We start from the raw sequence: 24,333 nt of genomic DNA, 5'->3' as shown, positions 1-24,333 counted from the left end.
GCCGGACAAAAAGGGGGACTGAGGAGATAGGTAAAATCATAAAAGCGTTTTCGGTGGCGGCACTGGCGTGCGTTCAAGTCTCGTGTGCGCTGGGCCTGGCATTGGTGAAGGCCGCTGAGGCGTACAGCCTGTTTTTGTCCTGCGGGAAGGCATAACCGCTCCACAAGCCTATTTCACTCCTTTATTGCTGCTGCAAAGGCTAAAGCAAAAACGAAGATAGCGGCCTGGATAGGGCGCCACAATACCTACTTACAGGTATTTTCAACTTGGCAGCAGACCTGGGCTGGCCTAGCAAAACGCTGTCCTAGCGAATCGCAACCATCTACCCCTGAGTTATCTACAACTAAAGCAACTGCTGGCTTTACACTGCAGAGACCAGCCAAACCCGCTCGACACTGCGCCGACACCAGTGCGCTATGGGCCAGCGGCGCGCCGCTGCCGGTCTGGTCCCTGCTGACTCAGCTGCGCGATGGCCCAAACAATACCTACAATCAGGTATTGCGCTGGCGCAGGAGCGTCCCTAGTTTTGTCAGTTGCCCAGGCTGGGCCAAGCAGCAGTAGCGGGCTTTATTCAGCGCTGTGCACCGGCTGCGGAGCCCGCGTGCCGGCACGCTTAAACCAGAGGCCAATCCGGTGCCCGACCCGGTCAACAGCATCGCTTACCGCCCCTACGGGCCGATTCCAAACGACTATGAAGCTCTGCTCAGAAATACGCCGCACGGCGGGGTTACTGCTGGTGCTGCACTTGCTGCTGGCGCCGGTGATCGCTCACGCCCAGACGGCCGGTTCCGGACACCTGGCCAGCATTGAAGCGAAGGTGAACGCCATTGACGCCAATGACAAGGAAGTAGCCAGCCTGAACCGCAAGCGCATGGAGTCCTACGAGGCGGAGGCCGATAAGCTTAAAAAGCTCCAAAATGAGCTCCGGGAGCTGGAGGAGCGCAAAGCCGCGAACGCCGGGGCAGTGCAGAAAAGGCTGGACGATCTGCTCCACCGGATCGAGCATGACCAGTCCTGGAAAAACCGCCGAGCGTCGGCCCAGAGCGGCTGGAAAGAGCGTAATCCGGGACTATGCAGCGCGGGTGGGCCCCCACCCATCTGCCCGGCGGACCATTGGCAGCGGATATCGGTCAGCACGGCGATGGCCGAATATGAGCGCTTTAAGAATGAGGTGATCAACGGTATTAAGGACGAGCTCGACAAGTTCGACTCGGGCATTGAGCGCAAGAAGGCAGAGATTGCCACGTTTCAGAGTTCAGAAAATGAGTTCGAGCTGCTGCGCGCCAAGTGCGATCAGGACATGACCCGGCTTGCCTCGTCCAGCGATGATCTGCGCGCCGAGATTGTGGCCCTGAGCAAAGCCTACAAGGAAAGCGTGGTTGACCAGGCCAAGTCCATGCAAAGCGTCTGGATCGGTCACCTCATGCAGATCATAGCCGAAAAGCATTACATCGAAGACCGGATCGATATCTACAATGTCAAGCTCGCGGATTTGAAAGCCGACGAGGAAAAAGCCGTTGCGGAGTCAAAAGAAAAAACGGCGCGGCAGAATGAAGCGGACATTCGCGCGGTGGATCAGAAGATCGCGGCCCATACGACAAGCCTGCCCCTGCTGCAGCAGGAGCTGAGCCGGCGCCTGGCTTCCTGGCAACAAGCCTTGTCCACGCACGGCCAAAGCCTGGCCGACGTGGAGCGGCTGCTGGCCAAAGCGGTTGAACCGGAGCTGACCCGTCTGAAAGCGCAGAAAGCGGAGCTGCAGAGCCGGATCGCGACGGTCCGCAACGAGAGCAACCAGGCGACGGAAGACCACAAGCGCCGTAGTGACGCGCTCACCGGGGAAATCCGGCAGCTCCAGGACCAGCGCTGGAAGCTGGTCAGCCAGCTGGCCGAGCGGCAGGAGCAGGCGCTGAAAACAATCCGCAATGTCTTTGCCACGCGTCGCACGCTGCTCACGGATGCCCTCGCAGCGCGCCGGGCCTCCCTGCAGGTGCAGGGGGATTTGCTAATCCAGAAGAAAGCCGAATACCGCAGTAAGTTTCTCACTTATGCCGGCAAGGTCGATCAGGAGCGGCAACGGCTGGTGGCCGCCTGCAGCAAGTCCGGGGCCTCCTGCTTCGGCATTGACACGCACAGCACGATTGTCATGAACTGGAACAAGACGCTCGGCTGCGTGGACCAGATGGAAAATACCCGGTCCCAGAGCGCAGTCTATGGGTGCCAGGAGGAGGGCGGGGAGTACAAAAGCTACTACAAAAACAACCTGAGCGGCCTTTCCGACGCGGACCGGAGCGCTCTGAGCCGGCGAGTCTCAAAAACGAAATACGACATGATCTTTCAGAAAATTCAAGACTAAGCAAGGACCGGACTATGAAAGCATTTTTTACGCTCCTGCTGCTTGCCTGGGCGGCGACGAGTGCCTGTGCCCAGAGCCCGGCCGCCAAGTCGCTGGAGGCGACGCTGGATGAGTATGTCGCTAAAAACCGCTGGGATGACGTGCTGCTGCTGGCGCCGGATCTGCTCCTGGAAAAGCCGGGGCAGGGCGACGGCTACTACTACATTGCCTATGCCTTTTTCGAGCTGAACCAACCCGAAAAGGCGAAGCAGTACCTGGCACAGGCCACCGCGGCGGCGGATAAGCTACTGGCAGCCCGCATTGAGAAGCTCACGGGCCTGATGGAAGGGCAGCAGCAGGAGCAACAGACACTTTCCGTGGCAGAAAGGCTGGAGGCCGAAGGCAAGACCGCCGAAGCCGCGGCAGCGTGGGAGAAGGCCTGGAAGGCGGATAAGAACAACCTGGAATTTGCCCTGAACGCTGTTTCCGGCTATATCAGCCTGCAGCAGTACCCGGCGGCGCTGCTCATCCTGCGGGACCCGCTGGTTAGCAAAGACCCGGAGGCCGTCAAGCTGGCAGCACGCCTGAACCAGACGGGTCAGATGAAGACCCTGAACGGGTACAATGAGGCGATGCGCAGCGGAGATGCTGCATTGAACCGGCAGAGCTACACCTCTGCGCTGCAGAGCTATGAGAAAGCGCTGCGGTTCAAGCCGTCGAACCCGGAGGCGCTGCGGCAGATTGCCATCACCAAAGATGAGCAGGCCTACGACAAGGCCCGCGAAACGGCGACGATCGTTTCGCTGCAGGAGTACCGGCAGCGCTACGCCCGCGGCCGGCACATCGAGGCGGTCGACCGCCAGCTGCAGGCCCTGCTGCTCGCCGGCGGCCGCGCTGCCCGCGGCTCGAGCGTCTCGGGGGCGGAAACATTCTACCAGCAGTATCTGGATCTCTACCCGCAGGGCCCGGATGCCGCCGTGGCCCGGCAGGAGTTGTGTGCCGTCTACATCGCCGAGGCCAAAAGCAACGAGAAAAGCAAATATGGCGTCGGTACCTCCGTGGATATGTATCGCAAGGCACAGGCCCTGTGCCAGCACCCGCTGGCGAGCGCGTCCCGGATCAAGCGCTTGGAACGCAAAAAGCGCAACTGGAACCGACCCGAGCAGACCGCTTTCGGCTGGAATGCTGACCGGGAGAACCTGCTGGGCGGATCCATGCATTTTCTCATGCCGCGCGCGCTGGGCTACTATGCCGCCTACCGGTTCAGCACCTATGGCGAAAGCCTGGCGGACTGGAAAACCGACGACCTGAGTACCGTGCCCAGCGCGAGCCGGGGCAAATTAACGTTTACCGGCAACACGGTGAAAGGAGCCAACATCATAACCCTGGGTCTGACCAAGAAGGTGTTTTATCCGGTATGGGTCTACGCCGGCGCCGGGCTGGCTTTTCAGGAAGAAATCAAGGAATTCCGGGATGCCGCCGGCAATGAGGAGCATGCCTTGAACGAGGATCGCTCTTACACGGCCCTGAACCCGGAGGCCGGGCTGCTCCTCGTGGTAGGGCCGGTCTTTCTACGCGGCGGTTTCAGCAAGCCGCTCAGTCCCAAGGCCCCGGGCGGCATGGTTACGACCTTCGGAGCCGGGATTGTTTTCGGCGATTAGCAGCCGCAGGGCCCAGGAGGTCGAACGCCTCCACGGCCACGTGTACTGCCCGCGTTGGGTTAGGCTGCCGGGCCGAGCGCTGCTTTAGCAGCAGATCCGGACGCTGGCAAGTCCTTTGTTGCGTTGCGCCGATCCTGCCGGGGCCACAAACAGAGAAGCGAACGCCTTCTAGTGGGCGTCCGCCTCAATACAGCATTATTACTTAAAACGTAAAGGTACTCAACGAAAACGACTTACCGCACCAGCAGGCGGCGATAGCTCGCCTGCCCGTTCTGTTGCACGCGCAGCGTGTAGCTGCCGGCAGCGAGCGCGCCAGCGGGCAGCAGCAGAGCCTGCGCTCCGCCGCTTTGCCGCTGGGCGGGCAACGGCATGAGTACCACCCGGCCCAGGGCATCGAGCACCTGCACCTCCACCAGAGCTGGCTGCGGCAGAAAGTAGGAAACGGTAACCGCGCTGCCGGTGGCCGGGTTGGGAAATACCTGCATGGCCAAAGGCTCGATCACCCGGCGGACGGGTGTGCCCAGCTGCCGGGTATACCAGATCGGGGAGGTAATGATCCGGTCCCCGTCGGCCTGCACCACCACGGCGTAGTAGTAGGCCGAGGCGCCCACGGCCAGCGTGGCATCCGAAAAGCTCAGCGCATTGCTGCCGGCCGGGGCCGTGGCGACGACCGTGGCCGCTGCCCCGCTGCCGGGCGTGCCCTTGAGCAGCGTGAGCGAAGTGACGTTCTCCCCGTCGATATCGGCGATAGTCACCGAGGCGGCCGGGGTGGCCGGCCCCTGGAAGATCGTGCCCATCGGCTGGCCGTCCACGGTGAAGGTCACCTCCGCGTTCCAGTCGTCGGAGGCGTAGAAGCGGCGCGCGCGCAAGGCCTGCAGCAAATCGGGCTTGCTCAGCGTAGGAGCCAGCACCACGGTCCGGCCCGCCGTGGTGCGCAGGAAAGTCGTGTTGTGGTTGTCGTGGTCGAGGGTCATGCTCACGTGGTAGCCCTTGGCCAGCAACGTGCGGAAAGTACTCTCAAAGGAGCTGTTGGACGGATTGGAGTAGGTGACGTTCGTGGAGTTGGCAGGGCCCGAGCGGAAGGCGGTGCCCACCAGGGCGCTGTCGGCAGCCGGGTTGAACGGCGTTGCCGAGCCGGCCAGCGCGTTGTAGTCCCCGCTCTGCGGGTGGGCCAGCGTGGCAAAGCCCCCGGGGAAGCGGTTGATCATTTTCCACAGGCCCTGGTAGTCATTGCGGGCCACGTAGCGGTCGTAGTTGCCCGGCTCCCAGCCCAGCAGCTGATCCACCCCGTACACGAGCACGTGGCCGCCGCCCGAAATAACCCCCCACTCCATGCCGTAGAGGGCTACGAACTGCCCGGGCACGGTCATGCTGTCGGCCTGGTGCAGGCCCTTGGCGTAATTGGGCCGCAGCATGCCGGCCTGGCTGTGGTTGTGCTCGGAGATGCCCAGAAAGTCGGCGTGCAGGGACGCATCGGCAAAGGCGTAGTCCTGGCCCGGGCGGAAGTAGCCGGTCATGGGCCCGTCCTGGTTGCCGTCGGAGTAGGCCGAATGCGCGTGCAAGTTGCCGTAGTAGTGCGCGTAGGTCGGGGCCGGCAGCACCGGCACCAGGGCCGTGACCGTGGCTGGACTCAGGGCGCGGTAGGCCGTGGAGCAGCCCACACCGTTAAATTCATACACGGTCGCCGTATAGGTCTGCCCCTGGATCAGGTTGTTGACCGTCACGCTGCTGCCGGCGCCCGTGTAGACCACGTACTCGCCCGGGGCCAAGGCGCTGCCCGACCCGAAAAAGAGGCTGGCCGCGTAGCTCATGCCGTTCAGGGGCAGCGTAGCCGAGGCAGATGATGGTCGGACCGTTACCAGGCGCCCGCTGCCGTTGCCGTTCTGCCAGGCAAAAGTGAGCGTACCGCGCCCAGGGGAGGCAGCCGTCATGGCCGTCGCGGAGGCGGTCGGCGCGGTGGCTATCTGGCAGGGGCCTGTCAGGAAAGTACCGGTGCCGGCCTGGGCTGTCAGGTAGTTAATGGCGCAGCCGCTGCCCAGGGCTTCATAGACCTGGTAGGAATACGTCGTAGCCGGCTGCAGGCCCGTCACGGTTACGCTCGTGCCGCTGCCGGAGAGCACACTGTAGGCGCCCGCACCCAGCGGAGCCCCACTGCCGTAGGCCGTTCCGGCCGGGTAGACGTTGCCGTCGACGGGGGCCGCCAAACTGGCCCCTGGGGCACGCACGACCAGCAGGCGGCTCGTGCCGTTGCCCGGGCTTAGGGTAAAGGTGGCGGTAGTGCTCGTTGTTGTGACAGCCGTGATGCTAGCAGCCTGGGTAGGCTCGGGGCCCACCGTGCAGGGCGTGGATAGGTAGATGTTGTCGAACACGGCGGCCTCGGTGGCTGTGGTAGCGTGGTTCCAGAAACAGCCCATGAAGGGTAAGGCTTGGCCGGTCAGCGTCGCGTCGATGGTCGCTCCCACCTGCGTATAGGTGGCGGTGAGCGGATCATCGAAGCTCGTGGTGTTGGGACTCACCAGCAGGCGCCAGGTGTCGTCATCGGCGGCGTAAGCCACCCGGATGGTCATCGGCTTATTGGCGTAGTCCGTGCCGCTGGTCGAGAGCAGCGTGGTCAGGTTGGCCTCGGCGGTGAGGCCGCCGGTAAAGCGCACTAGCCGGATGTTGTCCGGGGTGCTCGTGTTGCCCAGCAGCACGGCGTAGCCCGAGGCCGTGAGCAGGTTCGCGGAGCTGGCGGCCAGCACAAAGGCCTGGCCGTAGTTGTTGCTGCCGAAGCCGGAGGGATTGATGCGGGACTGCTGCATGTTCCAGGCCCAATTCAGCTCGCCCACGTTCGCGTTTAGCACCGCGCTGTAGCGGCCGGAGATGTCTCGGGTGGCGAAGTCCTTACCCAGCACCCCACTGCTGATCTTCAGCTGCCCACTGGTGATGCTGACACCCGTGCCGGCGGTGGTTTCGGTTTCCACCCAGCCCAGGCCAAGTGTGGGGTCATCGGGCCGGTTGAAGTCGTCGAGCAGGGCCAGCGACTGGGCCGAAGCCGCACTGGTCAGGGCCAGGCCGCCCACCAGGGACAGCAGGCAAAAAAAGGATCGCAGTTTCACAAGCGGGTGGGAGAGAGGTGGAAAGTAAAGATACCTCTAAATGGCTCGACCAGCACTTTGGCCACATACTGGGTTAATGCCACGAAGAGTCGATTTAGATCGCGTTTTCGCCCCCAATCAGCGGTGTTTTAGGTGACTTATCCCGCCATAAACGCTGGTATAGCGGCACAAACGGCATAGAATGACAATAAGTGTACGCAATAGGTAGTTTCAAGATTTTACGACAGACACATCGTGGAGAAACAAAGTTAGTTGCTTTCCCTAGCGGGCTTAATCAGCACTTCTTTCCGAAACAGGCATGCACAAGGGAGGCTTCCCCAATGGGGTTTTATCCTTAAGATAATCGAACTTATCGGACCGCCGCTAGGCTGCCTTATGCGCTCGAACAGCCTAGCGCAGGGTAGGAGAGGAGGATGCTCCGAAAGCAGATAGCGGTCGAGAGGGTAGGGTAGTGTTCGATACTGGAACGCCGGTAGCCGCTGGATTCCCTCCTGATCAAGCCTTCCTGCCGCCTCACACGGCTCCTCGTAAAGTCTTTTCGATACAGGCTTGCACACGGCTTACCTAGCTTCTAGGCAACAGGATAACAGCCTGGAATGCACGGTTCGTCGCTCTTTAAAAGTCTGATTCCAGTTAAAACAGGTTTGGCATTGGGCGCCCATACTGCCTGCTTTGGGAAAATAACTTTTTGCGATGGCATCCAGCCTATGGTCACGGCACAGCCGCTTATTCACTCGCCGCATGGCCTTCTTTTTCGGGTGCCTGCTGCTGGCCACCGCGTATGATGCCCCTGCCCAACGCTGGGAATTGCTCGCCCGTACCCGAGGCGTGCTGCACACGCGCATCCACGCCTCGACTGTTACCGCCAACCAGGATGTGGTGGTGGTCGGGGGCTACCTCACTTCCGCGGAGTTACAGCCGGCCACCTCGTGGCGAGCCTTGACCACCGGCAACAGCGGCTTTGTGGCCCGGTTGGCGGCCGACGGCCGCAGCTGGCGCTGGGTAGCCGACATTGGCAACAACAACCTCAGCGGCCATATGGCTGGCGCCTCTCAGGTCATCATGCTGCCCGATGGCGATGTCCTGATCGCAGGCACCGTGGGGGGAGGGGTGACCCGGTTCGGACCGTTTGATGCGGGCGTCGTCAATTCGGCGTATGAAGGCTTTGTGGCCCGCCTCAATGGCACCACGGGCCAGTGGCGCTGGCTGGCCCGCATGAGAACCCCGCTGGGGGGCTATAACCTGGTGCGGCCCGGTGGCTTGGCCGTGCGCAGCAGCGGCGAGGCCGTCGTGGTCGGCTCTTTTAGCGGAACGGCGCAACTGGGCAGTCTGCCGCCTCTAGTGTCACTGCCCACCAGTTCACTGGCGCTGAACTGGAATATCTTCGTGGCCCGGCTGGACCTGAATACCGGGCAATGGATCCAGGCGTTCGGGGTCGGGGAGACCGGGATCGATGAGGCCGCGAGTGTGGTGACCCTGCCCGGCGGCGATATTGCCGTTGCGGGCACCCTGCAAGGGCCCTACTCGCTCAACGGCCTACCGGCCCAGCGTACGCCCACCGTGCAGCAGGCCTTCGTGGGACGCCTCGACCCGGTCAGCACTCAGTGGCGCTGGGTCCAGTTGGTCGAGCCGACCGTGTGGGGCGAAGCCCAGCAGCTCATGGCGCTTCCCAATGGGAACCTGGTAGCCAGTGGGCGCTATGAAGGTGCCGGCCAAGTCGCGGGGATCGCCTTACCGAACGGTTCGGGGCCAGTCAGCACGTTTGTCGCGTGCCTCACGCCCGGGCCGGGACAAGTCCAGTGGGCGAGCGCCGGGCCCGGTACTGGCCGCCCGATGGGTCCCGGCGGGCTGTGCGCGACGCCGGCCGGCAATGTTATTGTGACGTCCAGCTACTCGGGGACGGGCCAGTTCGGCTCGTTGCCGCCCGTGCCCCGCGCGCCCCATGACGGCCCGGATGTTTTTGTGGCGGAGTTGGCCGGCACGACGGGCCGCTGGAAGTGGGTCGAGCTGGCCGGTGGGGATGGCGGCGCAGTGCTCTCGATGTACCGCTTCGCCGGGAGCGACTTTGCCGGCTCAGTGCACGCGCTGTCCGATCAGCAGCTCCTGGTCAGTGGCTCCATTAGCAACGAAGCCCGCCTGGGCAACGACGTCGGCCCCCTGGCATCGGCCCTCAGCGACGGGTTCGTGGCCCGGCTAAGCGTACCGGCCCCCTGCACCGCGGGCACGCTGCCGGCGGGGCTGCGTCTGGTGACGGGTTCCACCACCTGCTGGGACGGCCGACTGCTACGGGCCATCGGGGTACCCCGCGGCAGCACGCTGACGTGGAATACGGGCTCGACCGCCGACAGCCTGGTGGTAACGGCCCCCGGGACCTACTCGCTGACGGTGCGTGCCCTGGATGGCTGCGACTATGAGCTGACCAGCACCATCACGGCTGACGAGCTACGTCCCAGCCTCCCGCCCAATATCATTACGCCCAACGGGGACCACCTCAATGAGCGATGGGTTATTCCGAATTTGGCCGACAACACCCACGCCTGGGTGTATAACCGCTGGGGCCGGCTGGTGTATGAGCAGTCTGACTATAACAACCAGTGGGCCGCTGAGGGCTTGCCGGACGGCCTCTACTACTACGTCTTGCGCCGGCCCAGTCGGTGCCCGGCGGCCACGCTCAAAGGCTGGCTCGAAGTCGTACGCTAACCCGGGACCATTGAGGCGGCGAAGCATGCCGACCGCCCCAGAAACAGTGCCGTCCTAAACTGATCCAAGTTCGCGAAAACCACCTTTTCGCTGAACGATGGCTTTGGTTAAAAGCTTGGTCCATCATTTAAAAGGGTCAAGTAAAGGGTTCTAACCAAAGCCAACAAAGCGTCTCCCTCTTGCGACGGAGACGCTTTGTTCTTGCTCGCTCTAGCAAGGAGGTGTCGAGGTTTGATTCCCTAACTGGGAAATTGGCCTAGAAGGAATAGGCTTCTCCGTCCGCGGGTACCAACACCTGACTTGCCATGCCCTTTTCGGCAGCGAAGGCGCGCAGTTGCTGGCGCGCGAGCGTGGCGTGGTTGGTTGCTTCCATGTGGGTGGCGATAAGTGTGGCCTGCGGCACGGCTTGGTGCACCGCGTAGACATCCTCCTGATTCATGACGATGGAGCCGAGACCGGTGATTTGGTTGTCGCCCGCGTTGAGCACCACCACCTGCGGTTGGTGCTGCCGCAGGGTATTTTCTACATCCTGGTTCCAGACCGTGTCACCGGCGACGTAGAGCGTCTTCTCCTCGGGGTGCCGGAACACCACCCCAGATACTTGCCCGAGCATCTCCCCCGCAGCCGCCATGACGGTGTCGCTGCCGTGCTGGCCTGGCGTCTGGGTCAGCGACACGCCGTTGAAGGTAGCGCCCTGAATCAGACGCACGTCGGTAAAGCCCTGCGACTGAATCAGCGCCTGATCCTGCGCGTGCTGGGTAAAGATGGGCAGGCGCTTGGGCAGTTGGGCGATGGCCGCCTCATCCCAGTGGTCGAAGTGGGTGTGGGTAACCACTACAGCGTCGACCTGCGTGAATTCCTGCACCGGGCCGGGCAAGCCAACGGTCGGGTTGCTCAAGTGGCTGTTCGGGGTGCCGGGCAGACCGGGGAAGACGCCCTGTTCGGCGAACATGGGGTCGATGAGGAACTTCACGCCGGCGTAGTCCAGGCGGAGGGTGGAATGACGAACCAGTTGCAGTTGCATGAGAAATGGTAGTAAAGTGAAAAATTAAGGACTGTTCGGTCCAATACAAGGCAAAAAAAGAGTTACCCGTCTAGGCAGGTAAAGAGGAGTTGTTGGGCGTCATCCAGCTGCTGGCGGGTATACCCGGCCCGGGCCATGACCTGCAAGCCCGGGAAGGCCAGCACCAAGAGCCGGGCCAGTTCCCGGGCCGGGCGCAAGCTGGCAACCGAGCCATCCTGCTGGCCCCGCCCGATGGCCTGGGTCAGCACCAGTTCCATCTGCTGCAAGTCCTCGACCACCCGCTGCCGAACCGCCGGGTCATGTGGGGCCAGTTCCACCGCCTGGTTGATGCTCATGCAGCCCAGCATGGGTTCATCTGAATTGACGTCGGCAAACAGCGAGTGGAAAAAGGTCTCGATAGCCCGGCGGGCGGGCTGCTGCCGCAGCACCCGGTGCGCGTCGCGGGCACGGGCTTGCCGGTAGGCGTCAAAAGCCGCGAGGAACAAGTCACGCTTGCCCCCAAAGGTGGCGTACAGGCTACTTTTGCTCAGACCCGTCGCAGCCAGCAAATCCGTTAAGGAAGTCGCCTCGTAGCCCTTGAGCCAGAACGCTCGCATGGCGTGGTGCAGGGCTTCCGTGGTATCAAATTCCTGGGGACGGGACATAAGCTAACGAGGTGAGCGAAGCAGGCTGGACCGGCTTTACGGCGGCAAGTTACAATTAAGAACCGTTCGGTCCAAAACTTAATTCCGAGAGACTATTAAGGGAGCAGCACGTTGCCGGTTGCGTCCAGCCCGCGTGGCAGCACCCGCCCGGCGTCTTGGCGCCGGGCGGGGATAGCTCTCCCCACGAGGCGGGCGAAAGGGGCGCGTTACGCCACAGCCGGCCCTACGTTCACCGTAAAATCCGAAGTCTGCACCACACCGGCGTGCTGGAACTGCAGGAAGACGCGGTAGCGACCCGGCTTATCAAACGTGGTGTGAAAGCCGATGCGCGGGCCTTTGTCGGCTTGGTCCTCGGGGTGCACGTGCAGGTAATCCGCGCCGTCTTCGCTCAGAATCACCATGTGCCCTAGGGCGCCTAGGTACTGGTCGAGGTCGGTGACGGGCTTGCCACCGCGGCTCACGGTCACACTCACCGCCAGCGGCTGCCCAGCGCGGACGGTCTTGTCAAACGCGAGGTCGGCCGCGTAACCGTTGGCTTCCCAGCGCAGCTGGTCTTTCGTGTATGTGACGGCCGGCCGGGTCGGGCCGCTCACCTGCAGCGTTTGCCGGCCCAGCTGGTGCCCACCACCTTCGGGCTGATAGTCCTGGTAGAGCAGGTACGTGCCTCCCGTTTTGAAAGTGAACGGTAGCTCGTAACGGCCGGAAGGCTGGAAGGTGGGGTGGATGTGGTAATACTCCGAAAGGTCCTGCGAGAGAATCATCAGGTGCACCTTCTGCTCGTGCACCGTCGCTAGGGGCACGGCCGCGTGGTCGCCTCCAGCTGCCTGCGGCTGAAACGAGAGGGTCACGGGCTGGCCGGCCACGGGCTGCGCGGGCGTGGCCATGAAGTGCATCTGGTAGGTGGCGCCGCCCGTGGCCGGCTGGCCGGACGGCTGCAGCGTCATGCCGCACTTGGGGCACGCGCCGGGTTGGTCGCTGGTTACCTCGGGGTGCATGGGGCAGACATACCGCTGCCCGCTGGGTTGGTCGGTACCGTGGTGGTCGCCGTGCTGGTGGCCGTGGCCGCCGTGCTGGTGACCGTGGGTGTTTTCGTTCATGGTGGTGGATGGAGGAGTGGACGAAGAAGATTCCGGAGATGAGCAGGATGAGGTCATCCAGGTGAGCGAAGCCAGTAAAACAACCGACAGCATGCGGCGGGGCCTCGGAAGGGGGTGTGTTGTCATAGTTGGGAGCGGATAATTCCGCCTTGTTTACTAGGACAAAGTTCGGCCCGGGGCCTGCCGGGGGGTGTACGCAATACCGGGGGAGAATTGCATAATTAGGAACCGCTCACCTAGTCGGCGTACGTCACGACAGCTACCCAGCCCGCTTCATCACCCGGTATTGTGAGGGCGTCAGGCCGGTTTCCCGTTTGAACTGGTTCGAGAAATGGTGGCTGCTGCTGAAGCCCAGCCGCTCCCCAATCACGGCCAGTGACTCGTCGCTGGTTTCGAGCTGCTGCTGGGCCAGTTCGATGCGGCGACTGATGAGGTAGCGCTCCAGGGTAGTACCCTGCGTGGCAGAAAACAGCGTGCTCAGCGTGTAGTAGTTTTGGTGCAGCGCCTCGCTCACGTAGGCGGCCAGCGTGTGCTCGTGTTCCACGCCTTGCTCAATCCAGGCATCCACCAGCTCCTTGAGGCGGGCGATCAGGCGGGCTTGCTTGTCGTCGAGCACCTCGAAGCCTTCCGCAGCCAGGCGCTGCCGGACGCGGGCCAGGTCGCGGGGCTGCTCGTTCCCGGTGTGGTAGGTGACAGCGCCCAGCTGCACGTCCGTGACCGGAAAATCTTCGTCCCGGAACACGGCGCTTACGGTCTGGATGCAGCGGGGGCAGACCATGCCTTTGATGCGCACAAGATGGTTCATCGGGTCAGCGGCTAGAAATCGACTAACAAAAACGCCCGGACGGGGTCCAGGCGTTTACGGAAATATTGGAAGGGGTGGCGTTACGCCGGCTGCGGCTCGGCCTGGAAGCCGGCTTGTTCGACCAGTGCCACCACCTGGTCTTCGTCGAGGGTGCCGGTCACGGTTAAGGTCTTGTCCGGACTGGCTGTGTCCACCTGCCAGCTCTCGATAGCGGTGGTGCCGTTCAGGGTTGGGCTAACGGCTTTCACGCAGCCGCCGCAGTTGATGTTGGTTTTAAAACGAAGCGTTTTCATGGGTTCAGGAAAGGTAGGACGGGCGGGTGTCGCCCGTCGGGTGATATAGAAAAACCTTCAGAAAAACAGTGGCTTACACCGCCGGCGCGGGCTGGGCTGCCGCGTTGGATTCAACTGTGGCCTGGACACGCGGCAGGGTAACAGTGAGGGCTACAATCAGGGCCGCGACCATTAGCAGGCCCGCCCCCACTAGAAAGCCGGTGGTATAGCCCTGGGTCAGAGCGGCGTTAGCGGCGGCCACCAAGCGCTGGTCGTGTCCGGCCAGGCCGCGCTGGAGCGCGCCGGCGGCCTGGGGCAGTTGGCTATTGGCGACCAGCGTCGAGACGGTGGAAAGCACGGCAATGCCCAGAGCCGCACCGATTTGCTGGGCGGTGTTGAGCAGGGCTGAGGCTACGCCTGCCTGCTCCTGGGCCACGCCGTGGACTGTGGTAAGGGTCATGGGCAGGAAACCCATGCCAAGGCCGAAGTAGGTCAGTAGCAGAGCCGGCAGCACGTGGCCCAGGTACGAGGCGCCCACGGAGAGCGTCGAGAGCCAGTACAGGCCCCCGGCCGCGATGAGCAGGCCAGGCACCGCTACGGCGCGCGGCGGGAAGCGCTCCAGCAGCTTGGTGCTCACGCCTGCCGCCAGCACGATGCCAACACTAACCGGCAAGGAGGCTACCCCGGCCATCACGGGCTGGAAGCCCAGTACTTGCTGCATGAACAGGGTCAGCAGGTAGTAGGTAGCCATGAGCGCGGCCCCGATGAAGACCACCACCACGTACGAGCCCGAGCGGGTGCGGTCCTGGAACAGAGTTAGGGGCAGCATCGGGTGCTGGCGGCGGCGCTGCAGCCCGAAGAACACTGCACCCAGCGCCAGCGCCAGGGCAAACGCGCCCAAGGTGAGCGAGTCGATCCAGCCGTGCTCCCCGCCGCGGGTGATACCATAGGCCAGGGCCACCATGGCACCAGCACCGGTGAGGGCATCTAGCAGGTGCAGCTTGCCGGAGTTACGCTGCCCCTCCACCAGGATGCGGGTGCCCAGCAGGACCACCAGGCCAATGGGTATGTTAATAAAGAACACCCAGCGCCAGCTCAGCAGGCCAGTGAGCAGGCCGCCCAGTAACACCCCGATGGTCATACCTACTGCGGACATGGCCCCGTACACGGCCAGCGCCGATGTGCGCGGCTTGCCGATGGGGAAGGTCGTGGTAATCAGGGCCAGCACGTTGGGCGCTACCAGGGCCGCGCCAATGCCTTGCAGGCCGCGGGCGCCGATGAGCATGGGCGCGTTCACCCCCAGGCCACCGAGCAGCGAGGCGCCGGTGAACACGGCCAAGCCGACGCGCAGCACCCGGCGGCGCCCGTACAGGTCGCCGAGGCGGCCGCCGAAGAGCAGCAGGGCTCCGAAGGCGAGTAGGTAAGCATTAATAATCCACGGCAACACGGCCGTGTTCACGCCCAGATCGCGCTGGATGCTAGGCAGGGCAATATTGGCAATGGTGTCGTCGAGCACCAGCATGAGCTGGGCCGTGGCAATCACCAGCAGGGCGAGACGATGCGGAGTGCTATGCTGACTCGCCCCGATTTGGGTTGTGCTTAGGGTCGTTGACATGACGAAGTAGAATTACCTGCGGCAGGAGGTTGCCAGCAACGGTAGAAGGGAAAATCCGGCGTTAACACCGGGCTTTGTCCCGTCTTGAACCAGTGCAAAATTACGGGCCACCCGAGGGGAGGGCTGTACACCATCCTGGGTCCGCGTTGCAAGATTTGGAACCGGCCAGCGGGGCGCGGGTAGGCACGGACGGCCCGGGAAAGGGGCCATCCGTGCCTACCCGCCGCCGCTCTTTTCGTAGGACACGGGTATGAGCCCTGCTGATTCTGCTGTTGTCACGACCTTACCCCTTGTCCCCCCAGTCGGGGCAACACGCCTGCCCCTGCGCGGTGTGGTGTGCCCCCGGTGCGCCCGGGTGGTGCGCGAGGAATTGGAACAGCAGGGACTGACTGTGCTGCAGGTGGGGCTCGGGGGCGCCGACGTCGTGCCCCCCGTCCAGGGGATGCCGGATGCCCAGCTGCTGCAAGCGGTACTGGGGCCGATAGGCTTCGACCTGCTCGAAGACCCGCGCGACCAGGTGGTGGAGCAAATCAAGGCACTGGTACTGGAGCTGGTGCACTACACCCCGGCCGAGCAATGGCCGCTGCTCAACACCTCGGTGTACCTGAGCGAGCGGCTCGGCCGCGACTATTCCTACCTCTCGCACCTATTCTCAACCCGCCAAGGGCTTACCATTGAAAAGTACCTCATCCGCCAGAAGGTGGAGCGGGCCAAAGAGCTGCTCAGCTACCAGGACGACTCTGTCGCCGAGGTGGCGCGCCAGTTGGGGTACCGCAGCCCGGCCCACCTCACCAACCAGTTCAAGCAGGTCACCGGCATGACCCCGACCGAGTTTCAGCGCCTGGACCCAGGGCACCGCCACCGATCGGGCTTGCAGCAAGTATCCTAAGCTAAGTCTTAAATCGAAACGAGGTTTCACAGCAGACACCTCGGCCTAGCTGTGCTCATTCTATGGAACTACTGATTATTCTCGTACTCGTGCTGCTCAACGGCGTTTTCTCCATGTCGGAAATTGCCCTTATATCATCCCGAAAGTCAAAACTCGAGGCTCAGGCCAAGCAAGGTAGCCGCACGGCCCAGGCCGCTCTGGAGCTGGCTCAGGCGCCCACCCGGTTTCTCTCTACGGTTCAGATCGGCATCACCCTGATAAGTATCCTGACCGGTGTGTTCAGCGGCGCTGGTCTCACCCTGCAGCTGCAGGGCTTCATTGCCCGGGTGCCCATGCTGGCTCCATTTGCCGACAACTTCGCCGTGGTGCTGATGGTAACTTTCATTACCTACCTCTCCGTGGTCGCCGGCGAGCTGCTACCCAAACGCATCGGCCTAACTAACCCCGAAGGCATTATCAAGTTCATGGCCGCACCCATGGCACTGCTTTCGCGTTTCACTTCACCTTTTATTTGGCTGCTGACTATCTCCAGTGACTTACTCATTAAGCTCATGGGCATCAAGGCGCAGGAAAGCCCCGTAACGGAAGAAGAGATCAAGGCCATGATAAAAGAAGGAGCCTCGGAGGGGACCATCCAGGAAATTGAGCACGACATCGTCAAAAACGTCTTTAGTCTGGGAGACCGGCGCATTGGCTCGCTCATGACCAGCCGCCAGGATATCGTATGGCTAGACTTGGATGAGGACGTGGCCACGACAAAGCATACGGTGCTCACCCGCAAGCAGTCGGCTTACCCACTCTGCCAGGGCAGCTTGGATGAAGTGCGCGGTATGGTCTACCTCAAGGACTTGGTAGACGACAACTTGGACGCTCAGCTGCAGCGGCTGGAAGCTCTGCAAAAGGAACCATTATTTATGCCAGCCTCGAGCAAGGCTTACCATGCTCTGGAGCTGTTTCGACAGCGGCGCGTACACCAAGGAATCGTGGTGGACGAGTTCGGTGGGGTCGTCGGAATGGTGACCATTGATGACATTCTGGACGCGCTGGTAGGCGATGTCTCACCCGACATCGAGGAAAACCCAACTATTATAGAGCGCGGCGACGGCTCTTTTCTGATTGATGCCCAGCTTCCTTTTGCCGAGTTTGCGGAACGCTTTCACATCTCGGCCGCCCAGCGCCGTGGCCTGAGCGGGTTTCACAGTCTGGGGGGCTTTGCCCTGCACGTTCTGAGCGTGCTTCCCCGCGCCGGCGAGCATTTCATGTGGGAGGGACACTACTTTGAAATTGTGGATGTTGACCGAAGTCACATCGACAAAATCTTATTCAGACCTAAGACGATCGGAGGATAACTGCAAAGCGAAACCTGAAGCTTAGCAACAGCCGCTGTCCATGGCCCAGAGCGTAGCCCCCTACTGCAACCTCCTTATCCTGTATCTTTGCTGGCCCTCCTGTGCCGCCTATGTCCCCTTCCACTCGTTTTGTGTTCTCGTTGCGCTTTGCGCTGCTCACCCTCGCGGCGCTGCTGTCGCTGGGCCTGAACCAACGGGAAGTAAACACTTTTCACCAGCCGGGGGGGAATGAGTACGGGACCACTGTGCAGTCAATAGTCGAGGTGGTCAAGAAGAAGGTGGCTCTAGAGGCCACACCAGTTCTAAGCCATTATGTGGCCCCGCCTGCGCTGGCTTGGTTACCGGTGCCAGCACTTGCGATGTGCTGGTTACCCAGAGTGCGCCGGATCCTAGCCACGCCGCTGTTGCAGGCCGGTGTACAGGCCGCTGAGGTATTTCGCGTCCGGCTGCTGGCCGTGATGCTCTCTCCCCAGGCTCCCTAAGGATGAAGATTCAGGTGTGGAACTGTTACTAGTAGGCTACTTCAGCAGCCTGCCGGGCACTGCTCTATACCTACTGGTTGCTGCAGCGTCTTGCCTACGCATATGCCTGCAGTGCTACCCCGTGTTTCTTCATCGTTGCTAGTAACCCCATGCGTAACAAAACCTTAATCATTGTCCTCACGCTCATCGTGACGGGCCTCTGTGCCTATTATCTTTTTTTCACCTACGTCTCGCGCCGGGTTCAGGACCAGGCCGTTGCCTACGCCACTCATAACGGCCGGCTCGACGAGCGCCAGCGCCAGCACTACCTGGATTCGGTATGGCGGGCGCCCGTGTTCGGCTCGTACACCTACCGCGACGTGCGCGCTTCTGAACTGGGCCTGGGCCTGGACCTGAAAGGTGGTATGCACGTCACACTGGAAGTATCGCCGGTGGAAATCGTGCGTGCCCTGAGCGGCAACTCCAAAGACCCAGCCCTCAACCAGGCCCTTACCCGGGCGCAGGAGCTGCAGAAAACTAACTCGGGCACGGCCTTCACCACCCTGTTTGCGCAGCAGTACCAACAGCTGGCTCCCTCCAAGCCGCTGGCTCATCTGTTTGCCAACACCAGCAACAAGAGCCGCGGGCTCGACATCAATTCCAGTAACGAGCAAGTCGTCGCCGCCATCGACAAGGAAGTGGAAGAAGCCATTGACCGCTCGTTTGATATCCTGCGCACCCGGGTCGACAAGTTTGGCGTGAACCAGCCCAGCATTCAGCGGGTAAAGGGCACCGGCCGCCTGCAGATTGAGCTGCCCGGGGTCGACAACCCCGAGCGCATCCGCAAGCTGCTGCAGAGCCAAGCCAAGCTGGAGTTCTGGGAAGTGTGGGACCAACAGGAAATTGGCCCCTACCTGATGCAGCTTGACCAGGCCCTGGCGGCCAAGGAAGCCCTGGCCAACGCCAGCGGCACCACTCCGGCCAAGACCGCCTCGCAGGCAACCGGCGACACGACCTCCCTGGCGGCCCAGCTGGCGAAACGCAACTCGGCCACAGCGGAAAAAGCCGACTCGGCCGCGGGCGCCAAAGGCGGGCTCCTCTCCCGCCTCTTCTCCATGCCCGGCGGTATGGGCGTGAACCTGCGGGACACCGCCCGCATGAACCAGGTGCTGCGCTCGCCCGAAGCCCGCGCCACGCTGCCTCCTAACCTGACTATGCTGTGGGCGGCCAAGCCCGTTACCCTTGACAAGCAGGAGTATCTGCGCCTGACGCCGGTCCGCAAAGACCGCAACGGGGGCGCAGCGCCCTTAACAGGGGAAGTAGTGTCGGATGCCCGGCAGGACTTTGACGAAAGTGGCCGGGCCGAGGTAAGCGTGAGCATGAACCCCACCGGTTCCCGTAAATGGCAGGCCCTGACGGCCGCCAACATCGATAAGCAGGTGGCTATCGTGCTCGACGACTACGTGTACACCGACCCGGTGGTGCAAACCGAGATTGCGGGCGGCAACACCAGCATCTCCGGTAACTTCTCCGTCGAGGAAGCGCAGGATTTGGCCCAGGTACTCAAAGCCGGCAAGCTGCCTGCGCCCACGCGCATCGTTGAAGAAGCTATTGTTGGGCCTTCGCTGGGGCAGGAAGCCATCCAGCAGGGACTTTACTCGTCCCTGGCCGGTCTGATCATCATCATGGTGTTCATGGCGGCCTACTACGGCAAGGGCGGCGTAGTCGCCGACGTGGCCCTGGGCTTCAACATCTTCCTGGTGCTGGGTATCTTGGCCCAGTTTGGCACGGCCCTCACCCTGCCGGGCATCGCCGGCCTGGTGCTCACCTTCGGCATGGCGGTGGATGCGAACGTGCTCATCTTTGAGCGCATCCGCGAAGAGTTGGCGCAGGGCCTGAGCCTCAAGGATGCCATCAACAAGGGCTATGGCCGCGCCTTCTCGGCTATTTTCGACTCCAACGTCACGACCCTGCTGATTGCTGTAATCCTGGGCTTTTTCGGAACGGGCCCCGTGCAGGGCTTTGCCATCACCCTGGGTATTGGTGTGCTTACCTCGTTTCTCACCTCAGTGTACCTCTCTCACCTGATTGTGGAGTGGCTGACCTCGGGCAAGAACGCAGCCAGCTGGACCTTTGCCACGCCGCTGTCCCTGAACCTGTTCAAGAACTTCAACTTTGACATCGTAGGCAAGCGCAAGCCAGCTTATCTGTTCTCCGCGTCGGTGATTGTGCTGGGCTTTGTGCTGATGGCCGTGCAGGGCGGACCGAACCTGGGGGTGGACTTTAAAGGTGGTCGCAGCTATACGGTGAATTTCAACCAGCCTATCGTGGCCTCCGATGTGCGCACGGCCCTGGGCGACGACCTGCAGGGTGCCGGCATTGAGGTCAAAACCTTCGGAGCCCCAAATCGGCTGCGTATTACCACCAGCTACCTGGCCGGTGACGAGAGTGCTGCGGCAGACCAACAGGTGGAGCAGGCCGTGCGCAAAGGTCTGGCGGCATACGCGGCCAATGACCCCACCATCGTGAGCACATCCAAAGTCGGCGCTACCGTGGCGGACGATATCAAGGCCTCCTCGGTGATGAGCCTGCTGCTGTCCCTGGTCGGCATCTTTGTGTACGTGCTGCTGCGCTTCGAGAAGTGGCAGTACTCGCTAGCGTCGGTGGTGGCTTTGCTGCACGATGTGCTGATGGTCATTGTTGCCTTTCCCATTGCCCGGCTTTTCGGCATCAACTACGAGATGGACCAAATTTTCGTGGCGGCAGTGCTCACCATCCTGGGCTTCTCCATCAACGACACAGTGGTGATTTACGACCGGATTCGGGAGTACCTGAAGGAGAACCCAACACTCACCTTTGCACAGGTGGTCAACCCCGCTCTGAATACCACCTTCTCGCGGACCATTATCACTTCGACCACGGTGCTGCTGGTGGTGGTCGTTCTCTACATTTTCGGCGGGGAAACGCTGCGCTCGTTTTCGTTCGCCATGATTGTAGGTGTGGTATTTGGCACCTACTCTTCCCTGTTCATTGCCGCCCCCATTATTCTTGACACCTCCGGCAAGCAGACGGTGGGAACGGGGGAAGGCGAAAATGCTATGCCGAGTGATACGCCTAGGCTAAGCGGCGCTTCGGTATAAGAACGCAAGCACTCAGCTGTAAGCAAAAGGCCTGGTCGATGACCAGGCCTTTTTTGTAACGGCAGAAAGGTCAAACTCCAACGTTAGTGAAGGGGCCGCTGCTTAAGCATGCCGCCTACCGCGTCATCTACGCTGTGCTGAACGATAAAAGCCTTGGGGTCCAGGCGCTTCACTTCAGCGCGCAGGCGGGGCAGCTCTAGGCGGGTGACCACGGTAAAGATAATGTTGCGCTCCTGGAGCTGCTCGCCCCGCTTGCCAAAACCACTCTGGCCTTTGTAGACCGTTACCCCCCGCCCCAGACTGGCGGTAATGGCCTCGCGGATGGCTTCGTTGTGCTCGGATACGATGGTGACGCCGGTGTACTGCTCGATGCCCGTGAGAATGAAATCCAAGCTTTTGGAAGCCGCAAAGTACGTGAGGACGGAGTAAAGTGCTTCGGTCACGCCCAGCACAAAGGCCGCCACCGCGAAAATGAAAATGTTGAGAATCAGTATTATATCACTCACCTTCAGCAGCGAGGTGTTGCGGTTAATAAGCAGGGCCAGGATTTCGGTGCCGTCGAGCACGGCCCCGCCGCGCATGGCCAGCCCAATGCCCGCCCCAATGAATACCCCGCCAAATACAGCCGTTACCACCAAGTCCGGGGTCACGTCCGGGTAGGGAACAAGCACCAGGCAGGCCGCCAGCCCGGCAATGGCTGCCGCACTTTTCAAGGCAAAGCGCAGGCCCATCTGCCGATAACCGAGCGCCAAAAACGGCAGGTTTATCAGCAACAGGCCCCAGGGGAGGGGCAGGTCCAGGCCAGCCGCCAGCAGCATGGAAATGCCGGTCGCCCCGCCGTCAATAAAGTGGCTGGAAAGCAAAAACCCCTTGAGGCCCATGCCTGCCGACAAGATGCCGGCTACGATAAAGGCGACGTCCTTCATCACGGTTCGAACAGTTGCCGGGGATGAACCGGGGGGAGGGGTTGTCGGGAGTTCTCCCGCTAGTGAATGCATCGGATAAGGATGGGTGAAACAGCCACGGATGACCCCAAAAGCAAACTTGCTTTGCCAAACGGGAGGCGGTGGAATGTCAAAAGTACCTCCTTTTGTCTCTTCTCCTTGTGCTGTTTACACATTCCTGTGACCTGGACGGGCCCCGCCCGCGGGAACGGTAGCGGAAAATTTATCCCGTTATTACAGCCGGGGCAGACGCCGCACAAAAGGTGTTCAAACTGGTATTCAACCATTTACTAGCGTAGTCCGTTTAGCTGATCAGCGTCCTGGTAGCGCGAATCGATAATTTCCTCCCGTGGTGGTGCTTTTAACTCCTGCCTTGCGCCTGTACCTGGTTTGCGTGGTGGCCCTTCTCTCCGGGCTTGTACTGCCGCGTGCGGTGGTGGCGGCTCCGGCCATTGCCGTGGTTACGCCCGCGCAACTGGTTGACCCTGACAGCCGGCATGAATCGCAGGAGTTGTTGCAGCCCGAAGCACTGGGCACAGAAGCTGTTTCCCCCCGAGGGCCGGGGCTATTTCTTGGTGCCCCCTTGCCGCCGGCCTTGGTGCCAGGCACTCCCTGTTGGCGCAGGGCGGCCGTGTTGGCCGCCTCCAGCGTGCCGGTCGTCCGCGTTGGTGAGATAGCCGGCTTCTTCCGTACACGGCTGCTCCTGGCCGCGCTCTCGCCCCACGCCCCCTAACTGTACCGGACACCCCGCCTGTGCCGCCGCCCGCGCCTTGACACTCCTAATAGGGACGTGTTGACTGCAGGGCGGCGGCTTGTCCGTGTTTCACCACGTTGGGGGCACTTATCAGCAGCCACTTTCTTTGTGGCTCGCTGGCACATCTGAGGGTCCCTGACGCATCCGCATTCGGTATGCTATTGCCCCAACTTATCATTCATCACCACGCCGAAAGACGCCGAAAATCGGCGCGTGCCACGCCGCACGGCGGCCCCCCACCAAAGCAGTGGCCGTGGGTGTTTCCTTTCACTCCCCGGCAGATCCGGCAGCTCCTCGTAAACCTTGCGTTCATTGCTGCGGGCGTATTGTTCGCTGCCCTGGGCCTAAAAGGTTTCCTGCTGCCCAACGGCTTTATCGACGGGGGCGTCACGGGCATTTCGCTGCTTACCAGCCAGGTGTCGGGCCTGTCGCTCTCACTGCTGATCGTGCTCATCAACCTGCCCTTCATCGTGATGGGCTACTTTCAGTTGGGCCGCGCATTCGCCTTGAAAACGTTGCTGGCCATTCTGGCCCTGGCCGGCGTGCTGCTGGTAGTCTCCTTTTCCACACTGACCCAGGACAAGCTCCTCATTGCTGTGTTCGGCGGCTTCTTCTTGGGCGCCGGCATTGGCCTGACCGTCCGCGGTGGGGCCGTGCTCGACGGCACCGAGGTGCTGGCCCTGTACCTGAGCAAAAAGTCCTCGCTCTCCATTGGGGACGTGGTACTGCTCATCAACCTGGTCATCTTCGCGGCCGCGGCCGCGCTGCTTTCCGTGGAAACGGCACTGTATTCCATCCTGGCGTACCTGTCGGCCGCTAAGACGATTGACTTCATCATCGAAGGCATCGAAGAGTACACCGGCGTTACCATCATCTCAACCCAGAGTGAGCGCATCCGGAAAATGCTGACCGAAAAGCTCGGCCGGGGCGCTACCATCTATGCCGGACGCCGCGGCTTTGGCTCGCATGGGCATGCCCGGGAAGCCATCGACATCATCTTCACCGTCACGACCCGGCTAGAAGTGACTAGCCTCAAGCAGGAGATTGACCGCATTGACCCGCAGGCTTTCGTGGTAATGCACAGCGTGCGCGAAACCAAGGGTGGGCTAGTCAAAAAGCGTCCGCTGCACTAACGTACCGGACGGGCCAGCTCCTTTCCCTTGATAAGTCCTCCCCATGGCCATATCGCACAGCCCGACCGAGCACCCGGAGTACCAGGAGTGGCTCCAGGTCACGCCGCGGCTCTTTCTGCACTGCCGGTTCAATCCCCTCTACAAGGTGCTTGATGGCTACCGGGAAGAACCACTGAGCGCTGCCGAAACGAACAACCTAGCCCGCTATCGCGCGCACTGCCAACAGTCCCTGAAAACCCTGTACGACACGTTGGGCACTCTGCCCGCCGATCAACTACCCATCCGCACGCGGGCCACCACGTTCACTATTCAGTCCCGCGCCTACGCAGTGTACGGCGACGTGACGGTTCTGCAACTCAAATACGATGGCTCTGATGTGCTGCAGCCCTTGCCTGACCCGATCTCCATACCGTAA

The 24,333-nt window shown here is 61.8% G+C and carries 17 protein-coding genes; 9 read left to right on the top strand and 8 right to left on the bottom strand.

Features of this window, described 5'->3' with window-relative positions; genetic code table 11:
• Positions 1–691: 691 nt before the first annotated feature.
• Entirely contained in the window at positions 692–2,353 is a 1,662-nt protein-coding gene (locus LJY25_RS03700) for a hypothetical protein (RefSeq protein ID WP_227606875.1), read from the top strand.
• A gap of 140 nt (positions 2,354–2,493) precedes the next feature.
• The gene (locus LJY25_RS03695) at positions 2,494–3,993 is read left to right on the top strand and encodes a tetratricopeptide repeat protein (RefSeq protein WP_227606874.1); all 1,500 of its coding nucleotides are present in this window, start codon (positions 2,494–2,496) and stop codon (positions 3,991–3,993) included.
• Positions 3,994–4,226: 233 nt separating this feature from the next.
• On the opposite strand, the gene LJY25_RS03690 is transcribed toward LJY25_RS03695, so the two are convergent.
• A complete protein-coding gene (locus tag LJY25_RS03690) occupies positions 4,227–7,091 on the bottom strand; it encodes a T9SS type A sorting domain-containing protein (protein WP_227606873.1) in 2,865 nt (954 codons plus the stop codon).
• Between the two features lie 741 nt (positions 7,092–7,832).
• Between LJY25_RS03690 and LJY25_RS03685 the strand changes: the two genes are divergently transcribed.
• Positions 7,833–9,791 (top strand): gliding motility-associated C-terminal domain-containing protein, encoded by a 1,959-nt coding sequence (locus LJY25_RS03685; RefSeq protein WP_227606872.1) that lies wholly within the window; start codon positions 7,833–7,835, stop codon positions 9,789–9,791.
• 256 nt (positions 9,792–10,047) lie between these two features.
• Here the strand turns inward: LJY25_RS03685 and LJY25_RS03680 are convergent, their stop codons facing one another.
• The 6 genes from LJY25_RS03680 to LJY25_RS03655 form a co-directional block, all read right to left on the bottom strand.
• Complete coding sequence (locus LJY25_RS03680; RefSeq protein WP_227606871.1) at positions 10,048–10,815, bottom strand: MBL fold metallo-hydrolase; 768 nt, start codon at positions 10,813–10,815, stop codon at positions 10,048–10,050.
• A 62-nt stretch (positions 10,816–10,877) separates the two neighbouring features.
• Positions 10,878–11,459 carry a TetR/AcrR family transcriptional regulator gene (locus LJY25_RS03675; protein ID WP_227606870.1) on the bottom strand — a complete coding sequence of 194 codons (582 nt, stop codon included), beginning with the start codon at positions 11,457–11,459 and terminating at the stop codon, positions 10,878–10,880.
• 206 nt (positions 11,460–11,665) lie between these two features.
• Positions 11,666–12,682 carry a heavy metal-binding domain-containing protein gene (locus tag LJY25_RS03670; protein ID WP_227606869.1) on the bottom strand — a complete coding sequence of 339 codons (1,017 nt, stop codon included), beginning with the start codon at positions 12,680–12,682 and terminating at the stop codon, positions 11,666–11,668.
• Positions 12,683–12,815: 133 nt separating this feature from the next.
• Positions 12,816–13,361, bottom strand: a complete 546-nt coding sequence (locus LJY25_RS03665; protein WP_227606868.1) for a helix-turn-helix domain-containing protein — start codon at positions 13,359–13,361, stop codon at positions 12,816–12,818.
• 80 nt (positions 13,362–13,441) lie between these two features.
• Complete coding sequence (locus LJY25_RS03660; protein WP_227606867.1) at positions 13,442–13,654, bottom strand: heavy-metal-associated domain-containing protein; 213 nt, start codon at positions 13,652–13,654, stop codon at positions 13,442–13,444.
• Between the two features lie 73 nt (positions 13,655–13,727).
• Positions 13,728–15,248, bottom strand: coding sequence for an MFS transporter (locus LJY25_RS03655; protein ID WP_227606866.1), 1,521 nt, complete (start codon positions 15,246–15,248; stop codon positions 13,728–13,730).
• Between the two features lie 250 nt (positions 15,249–15,498).
• Between LJY25_RS03655 and LJY25_RS03650 the strand changes: the two genes are divergently transcribed.
• From LJY25_RS03650 to secDF, 4 genes are all read left to right on the top strand, one after another.
• On the top strand, positions 15,499–16,137 hold the full coding sequence (locus LJY25_RS03650; protein WP_227606865.1) for a helix-turn-helix domain-containing protein: 639 nt from the start codon (positions 15,499–15,501) through the stop codon (positions 16,135–16,137).
• A 62-nt stretch (positions 16,138–16,199) separates the two neighbouring features.
• Positions 16,200–17,486: a hemolysin family protein gene (locus LJY25_RS03645; RefSeq protein ID WP_227606864.1), complete on the top strand. Its 1,287-nt coding sequence runs from the start codon at positions 16,200–16,202 to the stop codon at positions 17,484–17,486.
• A 110-nt stretch (positions 17,487–17,596) separates the two neighbouring features.
• On the top strand, positions 17,597–17,968 hold the full coding sequence (locus LJY25_RS03640; RefSeq protein WP_227606863.1) for a hypothetical protein: 372 nt from the start codon (positions 17,597–17,599) through the stop codon (positions 17,966–17,968).
• Positions 17,969–18,117: 149 nt separating this feature from the next.
• Complete coding sequence (gene secDF, locus LJY25_RS03635) at positions 18,118–21,087, top strand: protein translocase subunit SecDF (RefSeq protein WP_227606862.1); 2,970 nt, start codon at positions 18,118–18,120, stop codon at positions 21,085–21,087.
• An 83-nt stretch (positions 21,088–21,170) separates the two neighbouring features.
• On the opposite strand, the gene LJY25_RS03630 is transcribed toward secDF, so the two are convergent.
• Positions 21,171–22,013 carry a YitT family protein gene (locus LJY25_RS03630; protein ID WP_227606896.1) on the bottom strand — a complete coding sequence of 281 codons (843 nt, stop codon included), beginning with the start codon at positions 22,011–22,013 and terminating at the stop codon, positions 21,171–21,173.
• Between the two features lie 1,029 nt (positions 22,014–23,042).
• On the opposite strand from LJY25_RS03630, the gene LJY25_RS03625 reads away from it, so the two are divergent.
• Entirely contained in the window at positions 23,043–23,918 is an 876-nt protein-coding gene (locus tag LJY25_RS03625) for a YitT family protein (RefSeq protein WP_227606861.1), read from the top strand.
• Positions 23,919–23,961: 43 nt separating this feature from the next.
• Entirely contained in the window at positions 23,962–24,333 is a 372-nt protein-coding gene (locus LJY25_RS03620; protein ID WP_227606860.1) for a hypothetical protein, read from the top strand.

The organism is Hymenobacter translucens (genome assembly GCF_020685205.1).
Lineage (GTDB): Bacteria > Bacteroidota > Bacteroidia > Cytophagales > Hymenobacteraceae > Hymenobacter > Hymenobacter translucens.
Note: the sequence above shows the minus strand (reverse complement) of the source record. Positions and strands in the feature narration are given on the sequence as shown.